Source organism: Pseudomonas sp. BIGb0558 (assembly GCF_024807515.1).
In the GTDB taxonomy this organism is placed as follows: domain Bacteria; phylum Pseudomonadota; class Gammaproteobacteria; order Pseudomonadales; family Pseudomonadaceae; genus Aquipseudomonas; species Aquipseudomonas yamanorum_A.
The window spans coordinates 1-18,660 of the sequence record NZ_JANUEW010000034.1 but is presented as its reverse complement, the minus strand read 5'-3'; the positions used below and the strand labels follow the sequence as shown (position 1 = coordinate 18,660).

The window sequence follows — 18,660 nt, the reverse complement described above, 5'->3', positions numbered from 1 at the left end:
CGCGCATTCAACGAGGGTTGGAACGCAGTGGATTCAAAGAAAAGCGAAAGATTTCGGGCCATGCACAAGGCCTTGCAGGGCGAGTCGGCGATTCACCTGCGGGACATGGCCGCGTTGCTCGGCGTATCGGAAATGACCCTGCGCCGCGACCTGGCAGACAGCCCTCAAGGCCTGCGGTTGCTGGGCGGCCACGTGACCCGAAGCGGGCCGCCGGAGCCGGATTACCAGGTCGCCGAACAGGATCAGCGCCACGTCGCCGAGAAGCGTCAGATCGGCGCACTCGCCGCCAGCCTGGTGCGGCCGGGCGACACGGTGTTTATCGATTGCGGCACCACCACGCCGTTTATCATCGAGGCGTTGCCGGATGACCTGGAGTTCACCGCGCTGTGCAATTCCCTCAACGTATTGCTCAAGCTTCAGCAAAAGCCCCACTGCACCATCATCCTCTGCGGCGGCACCTTTCACCGGCGCAACATGGTGTTCGAGAGCCATGCCGAGGCGGGCATCCTCGACGGCATCCGCGTGGCCTGGGCGTTTATTTCTGCGGCCGGCGTCAGCGCGGCCCACGGCGTGACCTGCTACAACCTCAATGAAGTGGAGGTCAAGCGCCGGGTCATGGCGCGGGCGCAGACCTGCGTGCTGGTGGCCGACCACAGCAAGTTCGACGAGGTGCGTGCCGCGCACTTTGCCGAGCTGTCGGACTTCCAGCGGGTGATCAGCGATGCCGGCCTTGAGGCGGCACAGCAGCAAGTGATCAAGGACAGCGGGGCGATCCTGCTGATCTGATTCAAGCGGTATTGTGATTTTTATTTCATTTGTTTGGAATTTAACAAATTAGCCTTGACACCCTCGGGAGCAAGGCATAGTTTTTCAAATGTGATCGCGGTTCACATTTGTGAGCGCAACCTCCTTGAAGGTCGCGCCCGAATCCTGACAACAATAAAAATAGGAATCACCATGCTCCAGATAGCCCGTAAACCTGTTCATGTGCTGGCCCTTGCACTGGCTGTCGCGGCCTCGGCGCTGGCGCTGAACGCCCAGGCCAAGGATCTGAAGATCGGTTTCAGCCAGGTCACCCTGCAATCTCCCTTCTATGTGCAACTGCGCGATGGCGCCAAGGCCGCAGCGGCCAAGGGCGGCGACGAGCTGATCTTCCTCGACGCCAACGGCGATATCAGCAAGCAGAACAACGACATCCAGGACCTGCTGACCCGCAAGGTCGACATCCTCATCATCAATGCCGTGAACCCCGACGCCGTGGGCGCCGCCCTCGACGCTGCCAAGCGCGCCAAGGTGCCGGTGATTGCCGTCGACCGCGCCATCAATGCCCCGGTGGCCACCACTATCGGCCGCAACAATGCCGAGATGGGCGAGTTGTCCGGCAAAGCCTTGCTCGCCGCCCTCAAGCAACGCGGCGTGACCAAGGGCAAGATCATCGAGATCCAGGGCGACGCCGGCGGCACCGTGATGAAAGAACGTCGCAAGGGCTTCCACACCGCCCTGGCCGGCACCGATTTCAAGATCATCGACGGCCCCTACAGCGAATACATGCGCGCCAACGCGGTCACGGCGATGCAGGATTTGCTGCAAGCACACCCGGACTTGAAGGCGGTGATCGCGCATAACGACGACATGGCCATGGGCGCGCTGCAAGTGCTCACCGAAAGCGGCAAGAAAGACGTGCTGGTGGCCGGGATCGACGGCTTGTCCGAGGCGTTGAATGCCATCCAGAACGGCGATCAATACGTGGCCACCGCCCTCAACGACCCGCGTTACCTGGGCGAGGTCGCCATTGAGGCGGCGCGGGCCCTGGCCGCCGGCAAATCGGTGCCGAACTTTGTCGACGCCGGCACCCAGGTGGTGACCAAGGCCAACGTGGCCGAGGTCAAGCATGACTCTACCTTCGGCGAATACCGCCCTGGCGCGCTCTAACGGATCTGCGTCGCCACCCTAAGGATTTTTTTGCCGGCACCTCTTGTGGGAGGTGCCCGTTCAAACGCACTCGTCATTCAACAGAGGAATTCACTGTGAAAGCTGCCGTCATGTACCAACCGGGCGATATCCGGGTTGAAGATGTTCCAAAACCTGCGGTCAAGGCCGGCCATGCGCTGGTCCGGGTCGCCGCCTGCGGCGTGTGCGGCTCGGATATCCCGCGCATGCTGAGCAAGGGCGCCCACGTGATGCCGCTGATCTGCGGCCATGAATTCGCAGGCTTCATCGAAGAGATCGGCAGCGGCGTCGAAGGCTATGCCATCGGCGAGCTGGTGACCGTGCCGCCGATGATCCCGGACGTCAGCAGCGACCAATATGCCCGCGGTTTTCCGTCCCGTTCGGAGCGCTACGATTACTTCGGCAGCCGCCGCGACGGCGCGTATGCCGAGTACGTCAACGTGCCGCTGAGCAACCTGATCAAGGTGCCCCAAGGCATGGACCCGATTGCCGCGTCCCTGGTAGACCCGGCGGCGATTGCCCTGCATGCGATCTGGAAAGCCGACTTCAAGGCCGGGCAGAGCGGGGCGGTGGTGGGTTGCGGGCCGATCGGCCTGTTTGCGATTCAATGGCTGAAGATCATGGGCGCCAAGGACATCGTTGCCATCGACATCGCCGAAGAAAAACTCGCCATGGCCCGCCAGGCCGGCGCTACCCACACCTTGCTCAGCGGCGCGGCGGATGCCGAGTTGCCGCGTTGCCAACTGGTGATCGAAGCCGCAGGCCATCCAAGCTCGATCAACCAGGCCGTGCAACTGACCAAGGCCGGCGGGCACGTGGTGTTTATCGGTATTCCCACCAGCGACGTGGCCCTCAGCACCGCGACGTTCTCGCACTTCCTGCGCCAGGAAATCTCCCTGCACGGCGCCTGGAACTCGTTCTCGGCACCGTTCCCGGGCGACGAGTGGACGGCCTCCATCGACAAGCTGGCTTCCGGCGAATTGCAGTGGCAGTTCATGATTACCCACGACTTGCCGCTGGACGAATTGCCAGCGATGTTCAAGCGTTATGCCGATCGCAGTGAAGTGGCGGCCAAGGTGATTTTTCGCCCCTGAGCCACGCCGTTGATTGTGTGTCGCCAAGCCCGACAGCGCTGAGCGTTGCCGGGCTTAAAACAAAAAGCGTCGTCGTGACAAGACGCAGGAGGACTACCGATGACCTTGTTGTTGGGATTGGATTTCGGAACAGGTGGGGTGCGGGCCGGGTTGTATGACCTGCACAGCCATAAACTGGTACACGTCGCCGAGGCGCCGTATGCCACGCAATACCCGCAGTTGGGCTGGGCCGAACAGGCGCCGGCGGATTGGTGGACGGCATTGGGCAAAGCCTGCCGGCAATTGATGGCCCAGGCCGGGCACCCGCAGGTGGCGGCAGTGTGCGTCGCCACCACGGCCTCCACGGTGGTGGTCGCCCAGGCGGACGGCCAACCCCTGGCCCCGGCGTTGTTATGGATGGATTGCCGCGCCGCTGCCGAGTCGGCGCGCACCGCCCACGTCAGCCACCCGATGATGAACCAGGGCGGTGACGCGGTGGAATGGCTGGTGCCCAAGGCCATGTGGCTGGCCGAGCACGAGCCCCAGGTGTACCAGCGTGCCGAGCGTATCTGTGAAGCGGTGGACTGGATCAACTTCCAACTGACCGGGCGCTGGGTCGCCTCCCAATTGAATGCCAGCTGCAAGTGGAACTACGACACCCTGCAGCAGCGTTTTCCGGTGGAACTGTATGCCGAACTGGGCGTGCCGGAACTGGCGCAAAAACTCCCTCAGGAAGTGATCAAAGTCGGCGGGCGCATTGGACCGTTGAGCGCCGATGCGGCCAACCATTTGGGCCTGGGCCGCGACACACTGGTGGCCCAGGGCGGTATCGATGCCCACATGGCAATGCTCAGTGCCGGCACCACCGGCGCCGGCGAGTTGTTGTTCATCGGCGGCACCTCGGTGGTGCAGTTGATGCACACCCCGCAGCGCATTGATGTCCCGGGCATCTGGGGACCGTACCCAGGTGCGTTGCTCGACGGCCAATGGTTGATGGAAGGCGGGCAAGTCTCCGCCGGCTCGATCCTCAACTGGCTGGCACAAAAAATGTTCGGCCTCGACGATGCCGGGCACCAACGCCTGATCCGTCAGGCCGCAGAACTCAAACCAGGCTCCACCGGCTTGCTGGTGCTCGATTACTGGATGGGCAACCGCACGCCGTACCGCTCGCCGGACATGCGCGGGGCGATCATGGGCCTGTCGCTGAACCATGACCGGCATGACCTGTACCGTGCCTCGGTAGAAGCGATTGCCCTGGGCTCGGCGAACATCTTTCACACCTGGCGCTCCGAAGGTATCGAGATCACCCGTGTGGTCGCCGCCGGTGGTTTCCAGAAGAACCCGTTGTGGTTGCAGGCCACGGTGGACGCCACCGGTGTGCCGTTCGAAATGGTGCCCCACGACAACCTCACCCTGATCGGCACTGCCGCCGCTGCCGCCTGCGCCCTGGGCGAGTTCGGCACCTTGCAGGAAGCCGCTACCGACTTCACCACCATCGGCCGGCTGATCGAACCGGACCCTTACGCCCACGAGCAATACATCGAGCTGCTGGGCCGCTACCGCGCCGCCACCGACAGTGTCGCGCCCATCAGCTGCAAGCCGCCGGCGAACCGCACGCTCGGCGTAAGGCCAGCCGCATGAGCGCCCATCCTGAAGAATCGTTCGCCACGCGCTTGTCGGCGGATTCCCAGCGCGATGACCTGATGGTCCAGGTGGCCAAGCTGTATTACGACCTGGAAAAGACCCAAAGCGATATCTCCCGGGAAACCGGGCTGACCCGCTGGCAAGTCAGCCGCCTGCTGCGCGAAGCACGGGATTGCGGGGTGGTGCGCATCGATATCGTCGCCCGCTCGGCGCGCCTGCCGCAGCTGGAAGTGGCCTTGCAACGGCGTTTCGGCCTGCGTGAAGCGCTGGTGCTGGATGTGGAGGATGCCGACACCGCACTGAACGTCGTGACCCAGGCCGCCGCCCACTACCTGTGCAATTTGCAGCCGATGCCGGCGCTGATTGGCGTGTCGTGGGGCCGCACCCTGACCAAGATGGCCCAGTGGCTGGTGCCGCGCTGGAACGAAGGGGTCAACGTGGTGTTGCTGAACGGCGCGATCAATACGCGCTCGATGGGCGAGCCCAGTCATAACGTCGCGGAGCGCTTCGCCCAGGCTGCCCGTGGACAGGCCACGTTGCTGCCGGTACCGGCGATTCTCGGGCATGCCCATACCCGCGAAGCGCTGGAGCAGGACCCGGTGATCGCCCAGGTCTTGCGCCTCGGCCAACAGGCGCCGGTGGCGTGTTTCAGCCTGGGTGAGTTGTCTGATCATTCGGTGTTGATGGAGTCGGGTTACATCGACCGGCCATTGCTCGAAGAGTTGGAGCGCCTGGGGGCCGTCGGCGACATCATGGGGCGCTTTATCGGCATGGACGGCGAGCCGGTGATGCCCGAACTCGACGCCCGCACCCTGGGCCTGCCGTTGGCCGCGTTGCGCGACAAGGCCTGGTCCATTGCCGTGTGCGTCGGCGCGCAGAAGCACCGCATCGTGCACGCCAGCGTCAAGGCCGGCTACGTCAATGTGCTGGCCACCGACGCGGCCACCGCCCGCTATTTGCTGGAGCAGGATCATGAGTGAGTTGGCCCTGGATATCCGTCATGTCAGCAAGCGTTTTCCGCCCAATGTGGTGGCGCTGACTGACGCGTCCCTCGACGTTCGGCCGGGGGAGGTGCATTGCCTGCTGGGCGCCAATGGCGCGGGCAAAAGTACCTTGTTGAAAATCGTCGCCGGTGCCCATCGTCCGGATGGCGGCGAGATGTCGGTGGCGGGCCGGCGCGTGGAGTTGAAGAACCCGCAACAGGCACGCCAGGCCGGGATCGCGATGATCTATCAGGAACTCGACCTGATCCCGCAGATGACCGTCGAAGAAAACCTGATGCTCGGTTACGCGCCCCAGCGCTTCGGGATTATTTCCCGGGGCAAGCGCAGTGCCTTGGCCAAGGCCGCGCTGTTGCGGGTAGGGGCGAATTTTTCGAGTACGGATCGGGTGGGCAGCCTGTCGATTGCCAACCAGCAATTGGCGGCCATCGCTCGGGCGCTGACCTGTGAGGCCCGGCTGGTGGTGATGGACGAGCCTTCGGCGGCGCTGAACGAGACCGAACTCAAGCGGGTGTTCCAGGTGATCCGTGAGATCACCGCGGCCGGGGTGGCGGTGCTGTATGTCAGCCATCGCCTGAATGAAATCCGTGAGATCGGCGACCGGGTCACGGTGCTGCGTGCCGGGCGTACGTTGCAAACCCATGAGCTGGCGCAGATCGATGACCAGGCGCTGATCGCCGCCGTGGTCGGCGAACACCGCGACCTGCTGGAGCGCAGCCCGCGCCAGGCGCCCCGGGAAAACCTGGCGCTGAACATTCGTCGCCTGCAAGGCGAGCAGGGGCTGGATGTACAAGGGCTGGAAGTGCGCCAGGGCGAAATCGTCGGGCTTGCCGGGCTGAACGGAGCGGGGCGCAGCACCTTGCTCAAGGCCTTGTTTGGCGTGGGCCGCAACGACAGCGATGTCGAGCTGTTCGGCCAGCCCTATCACCCGCAAACCTCGCGCCAGGCCATCCGCCAGGGCGTGGGTTTGGTGCCGGAAAACCGCAAGACCGAAGGCCTGCTGCTGGATGCGCCGATCTACCGCAACGCCTGCCTGGTGCACACGCGGCACCTGAACTGGTTTTCCCATCGCCAGGCCAAGGACCGCGCCGGCCCAGTGCTGCAACGCTTGCAGACCAAGCTCGACAACCTGGAGCAACCGGTGCGCCAGCTCTCCGGCGGCAATCAGCAGAAAGTGGTCATGGCCAAGTGGGTGATCGACGGCGCGCGCCTGTTGCTGCTGGACGAGCCCAGCCGTGGCCTGGATGTCGGCGCCAAGGCCGACCTCTACGCCCTGGCCCGCAGCCTGGCGCAGGAAGGGGCTGCGGTGCTGGTGGCCAGCAGCGAGCTGGATGAGTTGTACGTCAATTGCGACCGCATCTGGGTGATGCACGAGGGGCGCAATGCGCTGTGTTTCGACCCCTTGAGTGCCAGCCGCGACCAGATCGACCAGGCCATCCTTATCGGTAAAACGAGTGTAGAACCATGACTATTGCGAGCAATCCAAGCCCGGTTTTCGATAAGCCTGTCGCCCTCGCCAGCCGCCGTCGCAGTGCGGTGCTGGAGTGGGTGATGCGCTACAACTTCGTGTTCATTTTCCTGTTTGCCGTGGGGGTGGCGACGTTCCTGTCGGATGACTTCCTGACCTTCGGCAACATCGCCAACCTGTTCCAGCAAGGGGCGATTGTCGGGATCATCGCCATCGGCATGACCTTCGTCATCCTCACGGCCAATATCGATCTTTCGGTGGGCAGCCTGTGTGCCTTCGGCGGGATCCTGGTGGCGGTGCTGCTGCAACAGCAGGTCAGCGGCTGGCTGGCGGTGCCGGCCACCTTGCTGGTGGGCCTGGCCATCGGCACCTTGATGGGCAGCCTGACGGTGTTTGGCAAGGTGCCGAGTTTTATCATCACCCTGGCCGGCCTGGTTTCGCTGCGCGGGGCCACGTTCCTGGCGTCCGACGGTGCGCCGATTGGCGGGCTGCCGGCCAGCTTTACGTCGTTCGGCTCGGCCATGATCGACATCTTGCCCAGCGCCGGCATTGCGTTCCCGGTGCTGGGGCTGATCTTTATCCTGATCACCGTCATCGCCTGGCTGGTGCTGCGCTACACGGTGTTTGGCGAGTACGTGCTGGCCACCGGCGGCAACCTGGAGGCTGCGCGGCTGTCCGGAGTACCGGTGCGTGCGGTGACGATTGCAGTGTTCGCCATCTGCGGCGGCCTGGCGGCGTTTGCCGGTTTGTTGATGACCTCACGCCTGCACGTCGGCCAACCGACCGCCGCCCAGGGCCTGGAGCTGGATGCGATTGCCGCCGTGGTGCTGGGTGGCACCAGCCTGTTCGGCGGGCGCGGCAGTGTGGTGGGCACGGCGGTGGCGGTAATGCTGCTGCAGGTGCTGCGCAATATCTTCAACCTGCTGGGGCTGGGCTCGTTTTACCAGATGGCGATCACCGGGGTGATCATCGTGCTGGCGATCCTGCTCAACCGGTTGATCGACCATTACGCCGGGCGTACCTGAGGACACCTTGATGAATGCACCGCTACCCGCGCCGATCAAGGCTGTGATCTTTGACATGGACGGCCTGCTGCTGGACACCGAAGGCATCTACACCGAAGTCACCCAGTTGATTGCCGACCGCTACGGCCGCACGTTTGACTGGAGCATGAAGCAGAACACCATTGGCCTGGGGGCCTATGAGCTGGCGAGCTACATCGTGCAGGCGGTGGGTTTGCCGATGAGCCCCGAGGCGTTCTTGCAGGAACGCACACCGTTGATGAATGCACGATTTCCCCAGGCGGCGGCCATGGCTGGGGCCCAGGCGCTGGTGCGGCACTTGTCGGACCACGGTGTGCCGATTGCGGTGGGCACCAGTTCGTCGCGGCATTATTTCGAGCTGAAAACCACCTTGCACCGTGAGTGGTTCGCCTTGTTCGATGCGATCGTCACCGCCGATGACCCACAGGTAGGCGCTGCCAAGCCGGCGCCGGATATCTTCCTGGTGGCCGCCGAGCGGCTGGGGGTGGCGCCTGCGGACTGTCTGGTGTTCGAGGATTCGCCATTCGGCATCACGGCGGCCAAGGCGGCAGGGATGTACGCCGTGGCGATCCCGGACCCTGCGATGCCGCAAGAGAAGTTCCTGCATGCAGACGGTCGGCTGCTTAGCCTGGAGGCGTTTGACTTGCAGAGATGGGGGTTGCCGGCTTACCGCTGACTCGACGTTCGGTAGGTTGCCTCGTTGTTGGTGGGTGTATGGTAGACCGGGCAAACACCTGGATTATCTCTGGAGAGAGAGGTGACTATGAGCACTCCCATGCTGAACAAGCTGCATCTCAACGGCTACGACATCGTGCAGGTCAACAGCGGGCCGTGGCGGGTCTGTACCAAAGCTGATCGGCTGGCATCCTTCGGCTCCCGTGAGCAGGCACTGGCGTATGCTGCTGCACTGCCGGGGTACAAGGCGCGGTCGAGGCCGGCTGCCAATCAAGCTTGAACCCTCAACAGCCTCGGTCCGTCCGGGGCTTTTTATTGGGAGGTGATTGGGTAATGGGTACCTGTGGGGAGAGAGCTTGCTGTGGGGGGGAGCTTGCTGTGGCGAGGGAGCTTGCTCCCGCTGGGCTGCGTAGCGGCCCCAAAATCCTGGGAGCGCTGCGCACTCCAGCGGGAGCAAGCTCCCTCGCCACAGCAAGCTCCCCTGGCAAAGCAAGCTCCCTTGCCACAGTTTGCCCTGCACAGCCTAGACGAATGGCTGGCCGTGGAATCCGCGTGGCAGGCGCTGACGGCCTGGCAGGTCGGTCAGGCGCTGGGTCCAGGCACTGCGCCAGTCACCGGCGGCATGGGCGGCTTTGGACCTGCGCGCGGCGCGCCGGGCGGCGTTGCGTTGGGTGCGGCGGGCTTCCTTGAAGACTTCGGTGTTACGGCAGGTGCGGCACTTGACCCGTTTCAGCTCGGTGCTGGAAGGGAGGTTGTTGCCGTGATGACCGCAGGCAAGATGGCCGGCGACCTTGAAGTGAATGACCATGTAAGCGTCTCCTTCTTGGGGGATGCGTCGCACCGGTAATCTGCTGATGCGCGCGGGCAGGGCGGCCAGCCATGGGCTGATTTCACCGCTCTGTCTTTTATGACAGTTCGCTGTCCCATGCGTTCGTTTGAGGGTATTTCACGCCCGCCGACACCCATAGCGCCTGCTGCTGTTCGCGACGCACCCGCTCGTTTATCCTCCGGTCACACACACAATGTGACTGGAGTGGAAGATGAGCAATCAAGAGTCCCAGGAAGGCGGCTGCCGTTGCGATCGGGTACGTTTTATCGTGACGGAAAAACCACTGATCACCATGGCGTGCCACTGCACCGGCTGCCAGAAGATGTCATCCAGCGCGTTCTCCCTGAGCGCGCTGATCCCCAGCAGCGGCTTCACCATCACCCAGGGCAACCCGGTGATCGGCGGGCTGCACGGCGTAGACCGCCATTACTGCTGCCCCCATTGCATGAGCTGGATGTTTTCCCGCCCCAATGGCGTGGAAGACTTGATCAACCTGCGGCCGACGATGCTGGATGACGTGAGCGATTACGTGCCGTTCATTGAAACCTGGACCAGTGAAAAGCTGCCATGGGCGACGACCCCGGCCCAGCACAGCTTTGCGCAGCTCCCGGAGCGGGAGAATTTCCCGGCATTGATACAGGCGTACGCCGAATTCAACGCCGGTTGAATCAACCTATCAGGGCCAGCAGGTCGGTATCGCCCACGTCGCGCCCGGCCTGTGTCAGCAGCGTCGTCACCTGGCCCCGGTGGTGGGTCTGGTGATTGAAGAAGTGCACGAGCAGTGCATGAAAATTCTTGTTCATGGCCGTGCCTGACATGTTGCGGTACTGCAAGGGCTGATCCAGATCCGCTTCAGTGATCGTTTGCACCCAGTCGATCATGAGCCGGTCGAGCCAGGCGCGGTGGGCCGACAGTTCGCGAATGTCGGCGAAGGCCAGTTGATTCAGGCGTGGCGGCAACTCCAAAGCGCTTAACGGCGCCAGTGCGGTAAATCCCGCCGGATGCTCGGCGAAGCGCTTGAGCCAGACCCGGTCGCCCAGGGCGAGGTGGTTCAGCGTGCCCAGGATCGAGCCGAAAAACGCGCCACGGTCGGCAAGCAAATCCTCATCGCTCAGGCCGCCGGCCGCCTCGTACACCTTGCGGTTCATCCACTGGTTGTAGGTCGCCATCAGGGCGATATGCTCGGTACGGGTCATGTCGGGGCTTCCTCCGTGGGCGGTGGTGCCATGATAAAGCGTGCCTGCCGGGCGGTCATGGTGTTCTGGCGCAGCGGGTCTATTGTTGTTGATCTGGAACTCTGCGCCCTGGGAGGGTGACACCATGAATACTGGCGATCTACTGGAACAATTGCTGCGCGCTGGCCAGGCCTCGACGAGCCAGCAGGGCGGCTCTGCACCGGGGGCTCAGGGTGGGCTCGGTGGCTTGGGCGGGCTGCTCGGTGGTTTACTGGGCGGCAGTGGTACTTCTGCCTCCGGCGGTGGCGGCCTGGGCGGTTTGCTCGGCGGCCTGGGCGGCATGCTGGGTGGAACCCGGGCGGCGCCCCAGGGGCGTACTGGCGGCACCAATTACGCGGCGCTGGCGTCGTTGGGCATGATGGCGTTCCAGGCGTATCAGGCCTGGCAGCGCCAACAGGCATCGGCGCCGCAGCAGGCGTTGCAAACGGTGGATCAACTGTCTGGCGCGCAAGTCGAAGAGCACAGCCACGCCGTGTTGCGCGCGTTGATCGCGGCGGCGAAGGCCGATGGCGAGATTGATGAGCGGGAGCAGCAGATGATCTCGGCCGAGATCGGCAAGCACACCGATGACCCGCAATTGCAGGCGTGGCTGGATGCCGAGGTGGCCAAGCCGCTGAATGCGGCGGATTTTGCCGAGTTTGCCGGCGACCCGGCGGTGGCGTCCGAGGTGTACCTGGTCAGCGTGCTGCTGGTGGATGACCAGCAGGACGCGGAGCGCAATTATCTGGATGAACTGGCGGCGCAGTTGAAGATTGATCCCGCCTTGCAAGTGCATCTGGAGCAGCAGGCCAAGGGGCAGGTTTAAATCGCTATTTACGGTCATACCAAACCTGTGGCGAGGGAGCTTGCTCCCGCTGGGCTGCGCAGCAGACCCAAAACAATCGACCGTGTGCTTTCAGATAGACATCGGTCGTAGGTTTAGGGCCGCTTCGCGCCCCAGCGGGAGCAAGCTCCCTCGCCACAGGTGATCATCGTCTGCGGATTAGAACCGCAGTGTGGCCCCCGTCGTGAGCCATTGATGCTGATCCCCGATCAAACTGCGTCCTACCACCAGGTCTACATCCACATTTTTGCCAACGTGTACCCTCGGCCCGGCTTGCCAGGCCTGGTCGCCGCCTTGCTGGCCGTAGCGTTCGGCAATCAGCGTCAGTGAGTCCATCAGGGTGTATTCAAAACCGGTGCCCCAGGTCGGTCGATGGGTCTGGTCGCCGTCGTTATAGGCATGGCTCCAACCCGCATTGAAATTCAACCGCAGGGCTTCCATCGGTTGCCAGGTAAACGGCAGATTCAAGTCCGCACCATCAAACGAATGCTGACGGTTCAGCGCGTAATGCACACCGGCCGACGCGGCCAGTTCCAGGCCCAGGTCTTCCCTGGCCCACAACTGCGCCTTGAGCTGCGGGTTAACCTGGGTTTCACCCTCTCCATCATGGCTGGCCCGCGACATTGCGGCGGTCCATTGCAGCCAGGGAATCGCGGTGAAGGTGCAAGCGGGCGAGAGGGTTTCACTGTGGGTGGAGCCGTCGTGCCGATTGGCGGTGTACCAGGCGTCGACATTGCATTCGCCCGGGGCGTTGATCGCGCCGTCGTCGACCACATAGGAACCGCCGGCCGCAAAGGCATTCGACATCAGGCTCAACACCAGCACCACGCTCAGCGTGACGCCGACGAAGATCAGGTTGCGCCGCACCGCGCGTCGCTTGGAGGCGGGCAGGGGGTGGAAGGTAATGTGAGTGCTGCGGTTGCGGTATTTGGTGAAACCGTCAGGGGTGTGTTTCTTGTACATGGTGAACCTCGATCAACAGCCGGTGGCGCGTCCCGGTCGGATTTGGCAGGGACGCGCCGTGATTCAGATAAAAAAGGGTGTGCAGTTGGGTACCGCTACAACTGGGTTCTTCTTTCATGTGTGGATGCTCCAATAAGGGTTGATTCAGCTGTCTACGCTCAGCACATGGATGCCGCTGGCCTTGGCCTGGCTCACCAGTTCCGAGGTGTCGTCGCCACCGGGCAGCGCGATGATCACGTCGGGACGGCTGTCGGTGAGCATGAACTGGTTGCGGTGACGCTCGGCCTGCTTGCCATGGCGTTGCCAGTTGGGTGGGTAACGCACCACGTCCACTCCCGTTTCCCGGGCCCAGTCCTCCACGTCGCTGCCCAGGAATTGACTGCCGCCGTGGATCAATACCTGCACGGGGCGCAGGCGGTGGTAGGCATCCAGCACCTGGCGGGACATTTTTGTATCGGCGTAATGACGACCTGCACAGATCAAGACGCGCATGGTGAGGGTTCCTTGTATTGCGTATTGCGATTTATCGACGCGGGCGCAGCAAGCGAATGCAGGTGCTGTTCAAGGTGCTGGAGAGCCCCAGCATGAAGCGCATTTCCACGGCGCTGAGCACGTTGCGTGCGTAAAGCCGCACGCCCAGCACCATCACCGTCTTGGCGGCCTGGGCAAGGCCGAACACCAGCGCCGCGCGTGCGGCGTTGTCGAGGTAGCTCATGAGTGATTTCATTGTCTGTCTCCGCGAGCGCTGGCTATCCACTGATAGCCAGCGTTTTCAGGGGCGGTTGATCAGTACCACTGCTTGAAGCGGCGGATGTAGATAGTCTTCATCAGTTGTGCCACGCAGCAGTAGGCGACCAGGGTGCCCACCAGCCATGGGAAGTACGCCAGTGGCAGCGGCTCCAGGCCCACCATCGCGCCCAGCGGCGAGAACGGCACGTAGATGCCCAGCCCGATCACGATGCAGGTCATCATCATCACCGGCCATGCGGCGTTGCTCTGGAAGAACGGGATCTTGCGGGTGCGCAGCATATGCACCACCAGGGTTTGCGAGAGCAGCCCTTCGATGAACCAGCCGGACTGGAACAGGGTCTGCATTTCCACACTGTTGGCCGAGAACACGTACCACATCAAGGCAAAGGTGGTCATGTCGAAGATCGACGAGGTCGGCCCGATCCAGATCATGAAGCGGCCAATGTTTTTTGCATCCCACTTGCGTGGCTTGGCCAGATATTCCTTGTCCATCTTGTCCCACGGCAAGGCCAGCTGGGAGATGTCGTACATCAGGTTCTGCAGCAGCAGGTGGATCGACAGCATCGGCAGGAACGGGATGAATGCACTGGCCACCAGCACCGAGAACACGTTGCCGAAGTTGGAGCTGGCGGTCATGTTCAGGTACTTCATGATATTGCCGAAGGTCTCACGGCCTTTCAGCACGCCTTCTTCCAGCACCATCAGGCTCTTTTCCAGCAGGATGATGTCGGCGGATTCCTTGGCAATGTCCGTCGCGCTGTCCACCGAGATACCCACGTCGGCATCCCGCAGGGCCGGTGCATCGTTGATGCCGTCGCCGAGGAAGCCCACGGTGTGGCCGTTGGACTGCAAGGTCTTGAGCACCCGGGACTTTTGCAGCGGCGTCAGTTTGGCGAAGACCGTGCGTTCCTCAACCCGCAGCTTGAGGGTGGCGTCGTCCATCGCCTCGATTTCCACGCCCAGCAACGGTACGCCGGGCTCCAGGCCGACCTGGCGGCAGATCTTGCTGGTGACGATGGCGTTGTCGCCGGTAAGCACTTTGACCGCCACGCCGATTTCGCGCAGGGCAGCAATCGCGGGGCCGGCGGTTTCCTTTGGTGGATCAAGGAAGGTCAGGAAGCCGCGGATCACCAGGTTGCGTTCATCCGCCGTGGTGTACTGCTTGCGTGCAAGCGCCTGGGGAATGTTGCGGGTGGCCAGCACCAGCACCCGGAAGCCGTCTTCGTTGTAGTCCTGGGCAATCGCCAGCAACTCGTTGCGACGACGATCATCCAGCTCGACGGCCACGTCACCTTCCATCACGTGGGTGGAAATGCTCAGCATCTCCTCGACCGCGCCCTTGCACACCAGCAGGTGATCGTTCTGCGCGTCCTTGACCACAATCGACAGGCGACGGCGGATGAAGTCGAACGGCAGCTCATCCACCTTGCTGTAGGCGAACGGCACCTGGAACTTCGGATTCTGTTCCGAGAACTGTACGACCGCCTGGTCCATCAGGTTCTTCATGCCGCTTTGGTGATGGCTGTTGAGCCAGGCCAGGGTCAGCACCGAGTCATCACGGTTGCCGAAGGCGTTGACGTGGTGCTCGAGGATGATCTTGTCCTGGGTCAGGGTGCCGGTCTTGTCGGTGCACAGCACGTCCATCGAACCGAAGTTCTGGATCGCGTTGAGGCGCTTGACCACCACTTTGCGCTTGGCCATGGCGGTTGCACCCTTGGCCAGGTTGGCGCTGACGATCATCGGCAGCATTTCCGGGGTCAGGCCTACCGCCACCGCCAGGGCGAACAGCAGGGCATCGCTCCAGTCCCCTTTGGAGAAGCCGTTGAGGAAGAACACGATCGGCGTCATCACCAGCATGAAACGGATCAACAGCCAGCTGACGCTGTTCACCCCGCGGTCAAACGCGGTTTGCACCCGGGAGCCGACAATCGCCTTGGCCAGGGAGCCAAAGTAGGTGCGCGGGCCGGTGGCAACCACCACGGCTTGCGCCCGGCCGCTGACCACGTTGGTGCCCATGAAGCAGATGTTGGGCAGGTCCAGCAGGTTGCCCTGGTCGGCCGCCGTGGAGGTGGCGGACTTTTGCGTCACATCGCCCAAGGTGTCGTACTTCTCTACCGGCAAGGCTTCGCCGGTCAGCACCGCCTGGCTGATGAATAGGTCGCGGGATTCGATCAGGCGGATGTCGGCCGGGATCATGTCGCCGGCAGACAGCTGCACGATATCGCCGGCCACCAGGTCGCGCATCGGCACTTCCCGCAGGGTCGGCTTGGAGCCCACTTGCTCACGGCGCAGCACCGTGGCGGTGGTGCGTACCATGGCCTTCAACGCTTCGGCGGACTTGGCCGAACGGTGTTCCTGCCAGAACCGCAGCAGGCTGCTGAGCATGACCATGGTCATGATAATGATGACCTTGGTCAGGTCGGCCTCTTCACCGGCCTGCAGCGGCAGCCAGTAATCGGTGACGAAACTGATGCCGCCCAGGGTCAGCAGCACATAAATGAACGGGTTGTTCAGTGCCTGTAGGAATTGCACGATGGCGTGAGGCGGCTTGTCGTGCGCCACTTCGTTGTAGCCTTCACGTTGCAGGCGAGCAAGGGCATCCAGCTCGGTCAGGCCATCCTTGGTTGCCCGGACATTGGCGAGGGTTGCCGAGAGGCCGTTCTGGGCTTCGCGGGCGGCACGCATCGACAGTTTGGCGTCGGTGTCGGTGCCGTTTTTCTTGTGCAGTTTCGGGTTTTTTACTGCGCTCATTGTGTGTACTCCTGTCGCCAATTTTTCGACAAAACATACCCGGTACTTACCTGATGACAGGCGAGCGAAAGCATGCCGAGTCGCTGACTTCGCGATCGGTTTAAATAAAGTGTTGGGTAACTTTCTACAGGCCCGCTAACAGCGCATTAGTTAACTAGCGCGCAGCGGGCTACTACTGGCTTCGTCCATTGAGAACTCCAGCTGAATAATTAACGAGTTATCAGAAAGTTGCTGTTTCCAGCCGGCTTACGCCGCGCGAGCGTCCACGTAGAGGCTCAGCATCAGGCTCGCTTGCGCGACCAGGCTGGAAACGTTCCGTCTCTGCGGGTCTTGAGGGTCGGCATGGTCCCATTGCTGGACCAGGTGGCCGGTGGTGGGGCAGATACGCCAGTGGGCCAGGGGCGCCGGGCACGCGCGGGGCGAGGAGGTAACAAAAGCGCTGCGGGTAGGCGAAAAGCCAACGGGCTCGCGGCACAATTTGGCACGCAGGGCCGAAGCCAGCGTACGCAGATCAGGCAAAGCAATCAGTTGAAAGGTCATAACACACCTCGGGACCGGACTGGTATCCGGTGAGGCAGTTACGTTGGAGCGTCAGGCTCTAGCGCAGCTTACTCGGCCGGAAAGGCGAGTCCCGTCATATTCTCTGGGTTTTGCGCCCGATTCGCCGCATTCACGGTGATCGGACAGCGACTAGATACTGTGTCCATTGGCTTCTTTTGTGAGGTTAAAAAATGGCCCTGAGTTGCAGGCACGGGCAATCTACTCAGGCAGTTGCCGGATGTCAACGTTTAATGACTTAATTTGTTACCGGTTCAGAGTTCGTTCAGACAAAAGGGGGAGGGAAGTTCTAGTATCAAGTGCACTTATTGATAAATGATCTGTACTGGGTGGATAACGCGGAGTCACAATGCCGCAACAACTTCTTATGTGTGTGCGCACGAGGCAACTTCCCATGTTCGATGTTCTCGGCAATAGAACCTATCGCCATTTGTTCCTGGCACAGATCATCGCGCTGATCGGCACCGGCTTGACCACGGTTGCGCTGGGCTTGTTGGCGTTCGACCTGGCGGGAGCCCAGGCGGGTGTGGTATTGGGCACGGCGCTGGCGATCAAGATGGCCGCCTATATCGGCGTTGCCCCGGTGGCCGCGGCCTTTGCCGAGCGCCTGCCGCGTCGGGCGATGCTGGTAACCCTGGACCTGACCCGGGCGCTGGTGGCGCTGGCGTTGCCGTTTGTGACGCAGGTGTGGGAGATCTATCTGCTGATCTTTGTGCTGCAGTCGGCCTCGGCGGCGTTTACCCCGACGTTCCAGGCCACCATCCCGGACATCCTCACCGATGAAGTGCAGTACACCAAGGCACTGTCCCTGGCCCGCCTTGCGTACGACATGGAAAGCGTGGTGAGCCCGATGCTGGCGGCCGCGTTGTTGACGGTGATCAGCTTCCACAGCCTGTTTGCCGGTACGTCGGTGGGGTTTGTGGTGTCGGCGCTGTTGGTGTCTTCGGTGCTGCTCCCCCAGGCGCGGGCGGCGGTGCCCCGCAGTATCTATGAGCGCACCACCCGTGGTGTACGGATCTTCCTTGCGACACCACGTTTGCGCGGCCTGTTGGCGTTGAACCTGGCGGTGGCGGCGGCGAGCTCCATGGTCATCGTCAACACCGTGGTGCTGGTGCAGTCGCGCTTTGCCTTGCCGCAACGGTTTACGGCCATGGCGCTGGCGGCGTTTGGTGCGGGGTCGATGATTGCGGCATTGGCGTTGCCGGGGCTCCTGAAGAACGTCAGTGACCGGGTTGCGATGTTGGCGGGTGTCGGGCTGTTGATCCTGGGGTTGAGTGCCGGTACCCAGCTGTCGGGTTACGGCCAGTTGTTGGTGGTGTGGGGTGTGTTGGGGGTTGGCTATTCGCTGGCGCAAACCCCGGGAGGGCGTTTGTTGCGTCGTTCTGCTCATGCGCAGGATCGCCCGGCGTTGTTTGCTGCGCAATTTGCGCTGTCACATGTGTGCTGGTTGGTCACGTATCCGCTGGTGGGTTGGTTGAGTGCCAATGTCGGGCTAGTGGCGTCGTTTGGCGCGATGGCGGTGATTGCGGTGTTGGCGCTGATGGCTTGTGTAGTTTTGTGGCGGCCGGCTCATGAGCAAGTCCATGTATCGCATCGCCACGATGATCTGCCGGTGGGGCACCCGCATTTGGCACTTCACCATGGCGGGGTGCACGGGCATGATTATGTTATTGATGATCTGCACCGTCGTTGGCCGGCTTGATCAGAGGTATGGTTTGATTTTGTCGGGGGAGTGGGAACATATCCGTTTTTTCGGGTGTTGCTGAAATGGGTTCCGCTCTTACAGCGGCTCACTTTTGAAGAGCGCAAAAGTAAGCAAAACGCTCTTGCCCCACCACTCGGCACCTCGCTAATGCTCGGTGTGCCCGAACGCAGGCAGCACGAAGCGGGCCGCCGC

The 18,660-nt window shown here is 62.4% G+C and carries 19 protein-coding genes; 12 read left to right on the top strand and 7 right to left on the bottom strand.

Features of this window, described 5'->3' with window-relative positions:
- Positions 1-27 precede the first annotated feature (27 nt).
- The 9 genes from deoR (at position 28) to M2400_RS26975 (ending at position 9,134) form a co-directional block, all read left to right on the top strand.
- Complete coding sequence (gene deoR / locus M2400_RS27015) at positions 28-786, top strand: DNA-binding transcriptional repressor DeoR (RefSeq protein WP_177041920.1); 759 nt, start codon at positions 28-30, stop codon at positions 784-786.
- Between the two features lie 171 nt (positions 787-957).
- Positions 958-1,932 carry a substrate-binding domain-containing protein gene (locus tag M2400_RS27010; protein ID WP_177041922.1) on the top strand — a complete coding sequence of 325 codons (975 nt, stop codon included), beginning with the start codon at positions 958-960 and terminating at the stop codon, positions 1,930-1,932.
- A 95-nt stretch (positions 1,933-2,027) separates the two neighbouring features.
- Positions 2,028-3,044: a galactitol-1-phosphate 5-dehydrogenase gene (locus M2400_RS27005; RefSeq protein WP_256390366.1), complete on the top strand. Its 1,017-nt coding sequence runs from the start codon at positions 2,028-2,030 to the stop codon at positions 3,042-3,044.
- A gap of 99 nt (positions 3,045-3,143) precedes the next feature.
- Positions 3,144-4,664 (top strand): ribulokinase, encoded by a 1,521-nt coding sequence (locus M2400_RS27000; protein WP_177076339.1) that lies wholly within the window; start codon positions 3,144-3,146, stop codon positions 4,662-4,664.
- Positions 4,661-5,647, top strand: a complete 987-nt coding sequence (locus M2400_RS26995; RefSeq protein ID WP_259199031.1) for a sugar-binding transcriptional regulator — start codon at positions 4,661-4,663, stop codon at positions 5,645-5,647. Before M2400_RS27000 ends, M2400_RS26995 begins: the two co-directional genes overlap by 4 nt.
- Entirely contained in the window at positions 5,640-7,136 is a 1,497-nt protein-coding gene (locus tag M2400_RS26990) for a sugar ABC transporter ATP-binding protein (RefSeq protein ID WP_177076335.1), read from the top strand. Before M2400_RS26995 ends, M2400_RS26990 begins: the two co-directional genes overlap by 8 nt.
- Positions 7,133-8,161, top strand: a complete 1,029-nt coding sequence (locus M2400_RS26985; RefSeq protein ID WP_177041930.1) for an ABC transporter permease — start codon at positions 7,133-7,135, stop codon at positions 8,159-8,161. The genes M2400_RS26990 and M2400_RS26985 overlap by 4 nt, the downstream gene beginning before the upstream one ends.
- A 10-nt stretch (positions 8,162-8,171) precedes the next feature.
- The gene (locus M2400_RS26980) at positions 8,172-8,855 is read left to right on the top strand and encodes an HAD-IA family hydrolase (RefSeq protein ID WP_177121530.1); all 684 of its coding nucleotides are present in this window, start codon (positions 8,172-8,174) and stop codon (positions 8,853-8,855) included.
- 87 nt (positions 8,856-8,942) lie between these two features.
- Positions 8,943-9,134 carry a DUF2188 domain-containing protein gene (locus M2400_RS26975; protein ID WP_259199032.1) on the top strand — a complete coding sequence of 64 codons (192 nt, stop codon included), beginning with the start codon at positions 8,943-8,945 and terminating at the stop codon, positions 9,132-9,134.
- A 243-nt stretch (positions 9,135-9,377) separates the two neighbouring features.
- On the opposite strand, the gene M2400_RS26970 is transcribed toward M2400_RS26975, so the two are convergent.
- Positions 9,378-9,662, bottom strand: coding sequence for a hypothetical protein (locus M2400_RS26970; protein WP_177076331.1), 285 nt, complete (start codon positions 9,660-9,662; stop codon positions 9,378-9,380).
- Between the two features lie 232 nt (positions 9,663-9,894).
- Between M2400_RS26970 and M2400_RS26965 the strand changes: the two genes are divergently transcribed.
- The gene (locus M2400_RS26965; protein ID WP_177129047.1) at positions 9,895-10,350 is read left to right on the top strand and encodes a GFA family protein; all 456 of its coding nucleotides are present in this window, start codon (positions 9,895-9,897) and stop codon (positions 10,348-10,350) included.
- 1 nt (position 10,351) lies between these two features.
- Here the strand turns inward: M2400_RS26965 and M2400_RS26960 are convergent, their stop codons facing one another.
- Positions 10,352-10,879 carry a DinB family protein gene (locus M2400_RS26960; protein WP_177114717.1) on the bottom strand — a complete coding sequence of 176 codons (528 nt, stop codon included), beginning with the start codon at positions 10,877-10,879 and terminating at the stop codon, positions 10,352-10,354.
- Positions 10,880-11,003: 124 nt separating this feature from the next.
- Between M2400_RS26960 and M2400_RS26955 the strand changes: the two genes are divergently transcribed.
- A complete protein-coding gene (locus M2400_RS26955; RefSeq protein WP_259199033.1) occupies positions 11,004-11,723 on the top strand; it encodes a tellurite resistance TerB family protein in 720 nt (239 codons plus the stop codon).
- 177 nt (positions 11,724-11,900) lie between these two features.
- On the opposite strand, the gene M2400_RS26950 is transcribed toward M2400_RS26955, so the two are convergent.
- The 5 genes from M2400_RS26950 to M2400_RS26930 form a co-directional block, all read right to left on the bottom strand.
- Complete coding sequence (locus M2400_RS26950; protein ID WP_177121527.1) at positions 11,901-12,704, bottom strand: hypothetical protein; 804 nt, start codon at positions 12,702-12,704, stop codon at positions 11,901-11,903.
- A 144-nt stretch (positions 12,705-12,848) separates the two neighbouring features.
- The gene (locus tag M2400_RS26945; RefSeq protein WP_177041945.1) at positions 12,849-13,196 is read right to left on the bottom strand and encodes a DUF2493 domain-containing protein; all 348 of its coding nucleotides are present in this window, start codon (positions 13,194-13,196) and stop codon (positions 12,849-12,851) included.
- A gap of 31 nt (positions 13,197-13,227) precedes the next feature.
- Complete coding sequence (locus tag M2400_RS26940) at positions 13,228-13,431, bottom strand: hypothetical protein (protein WP_259199034.1); 204 nt, start codon at positions 13,429-13,431, stop codon at positions 13,228-13,230.
- 59 nt (positions 13,432-13,490) lie between these two features.
- Positions 13,491-16,205 (bottom strand): magnesium-translocating P-type ATPase, encoded by a 2,715-nt coding sequence (mgtA, locus tag M2400_RS26935; protein ID WP_177114725.1) that lies wholly within the window; start codon positions 16,203-16,205, stop codon positions 13,491-13,493.
- Between the two features lie 246 nt (positions 16,206-16,451).
- Positions 16,452-16,745: a hypothetical protein gene (locus M2400_RS26930; RefSeq protein ID WP_259199035.1), complete on the bottom strand. Its 294-nt coding sequence runs from the start codon at positions 16,743-16,745 to the stop codon at positions 16,452-16,454.
- A gap of 412 nt (positions 16,746-17,157) precedes the next feature.
- On the opposite strand from M2400_RS26930, the gene M2400_RS26925 reads away from it, so the two are divergent.
- Positions 17,158-18,465 (top strand): MFS transporter, encoded by a 1,308-nt coding sequence (locus M2400_RS26925; protein WP_259199036.1) that lies wholly within the window; start codon positions 17,158-17,160, stop codon positions 18,463-18,465.
- Positions 18,466-18,660: the final 195 nt, after the last annotated feature.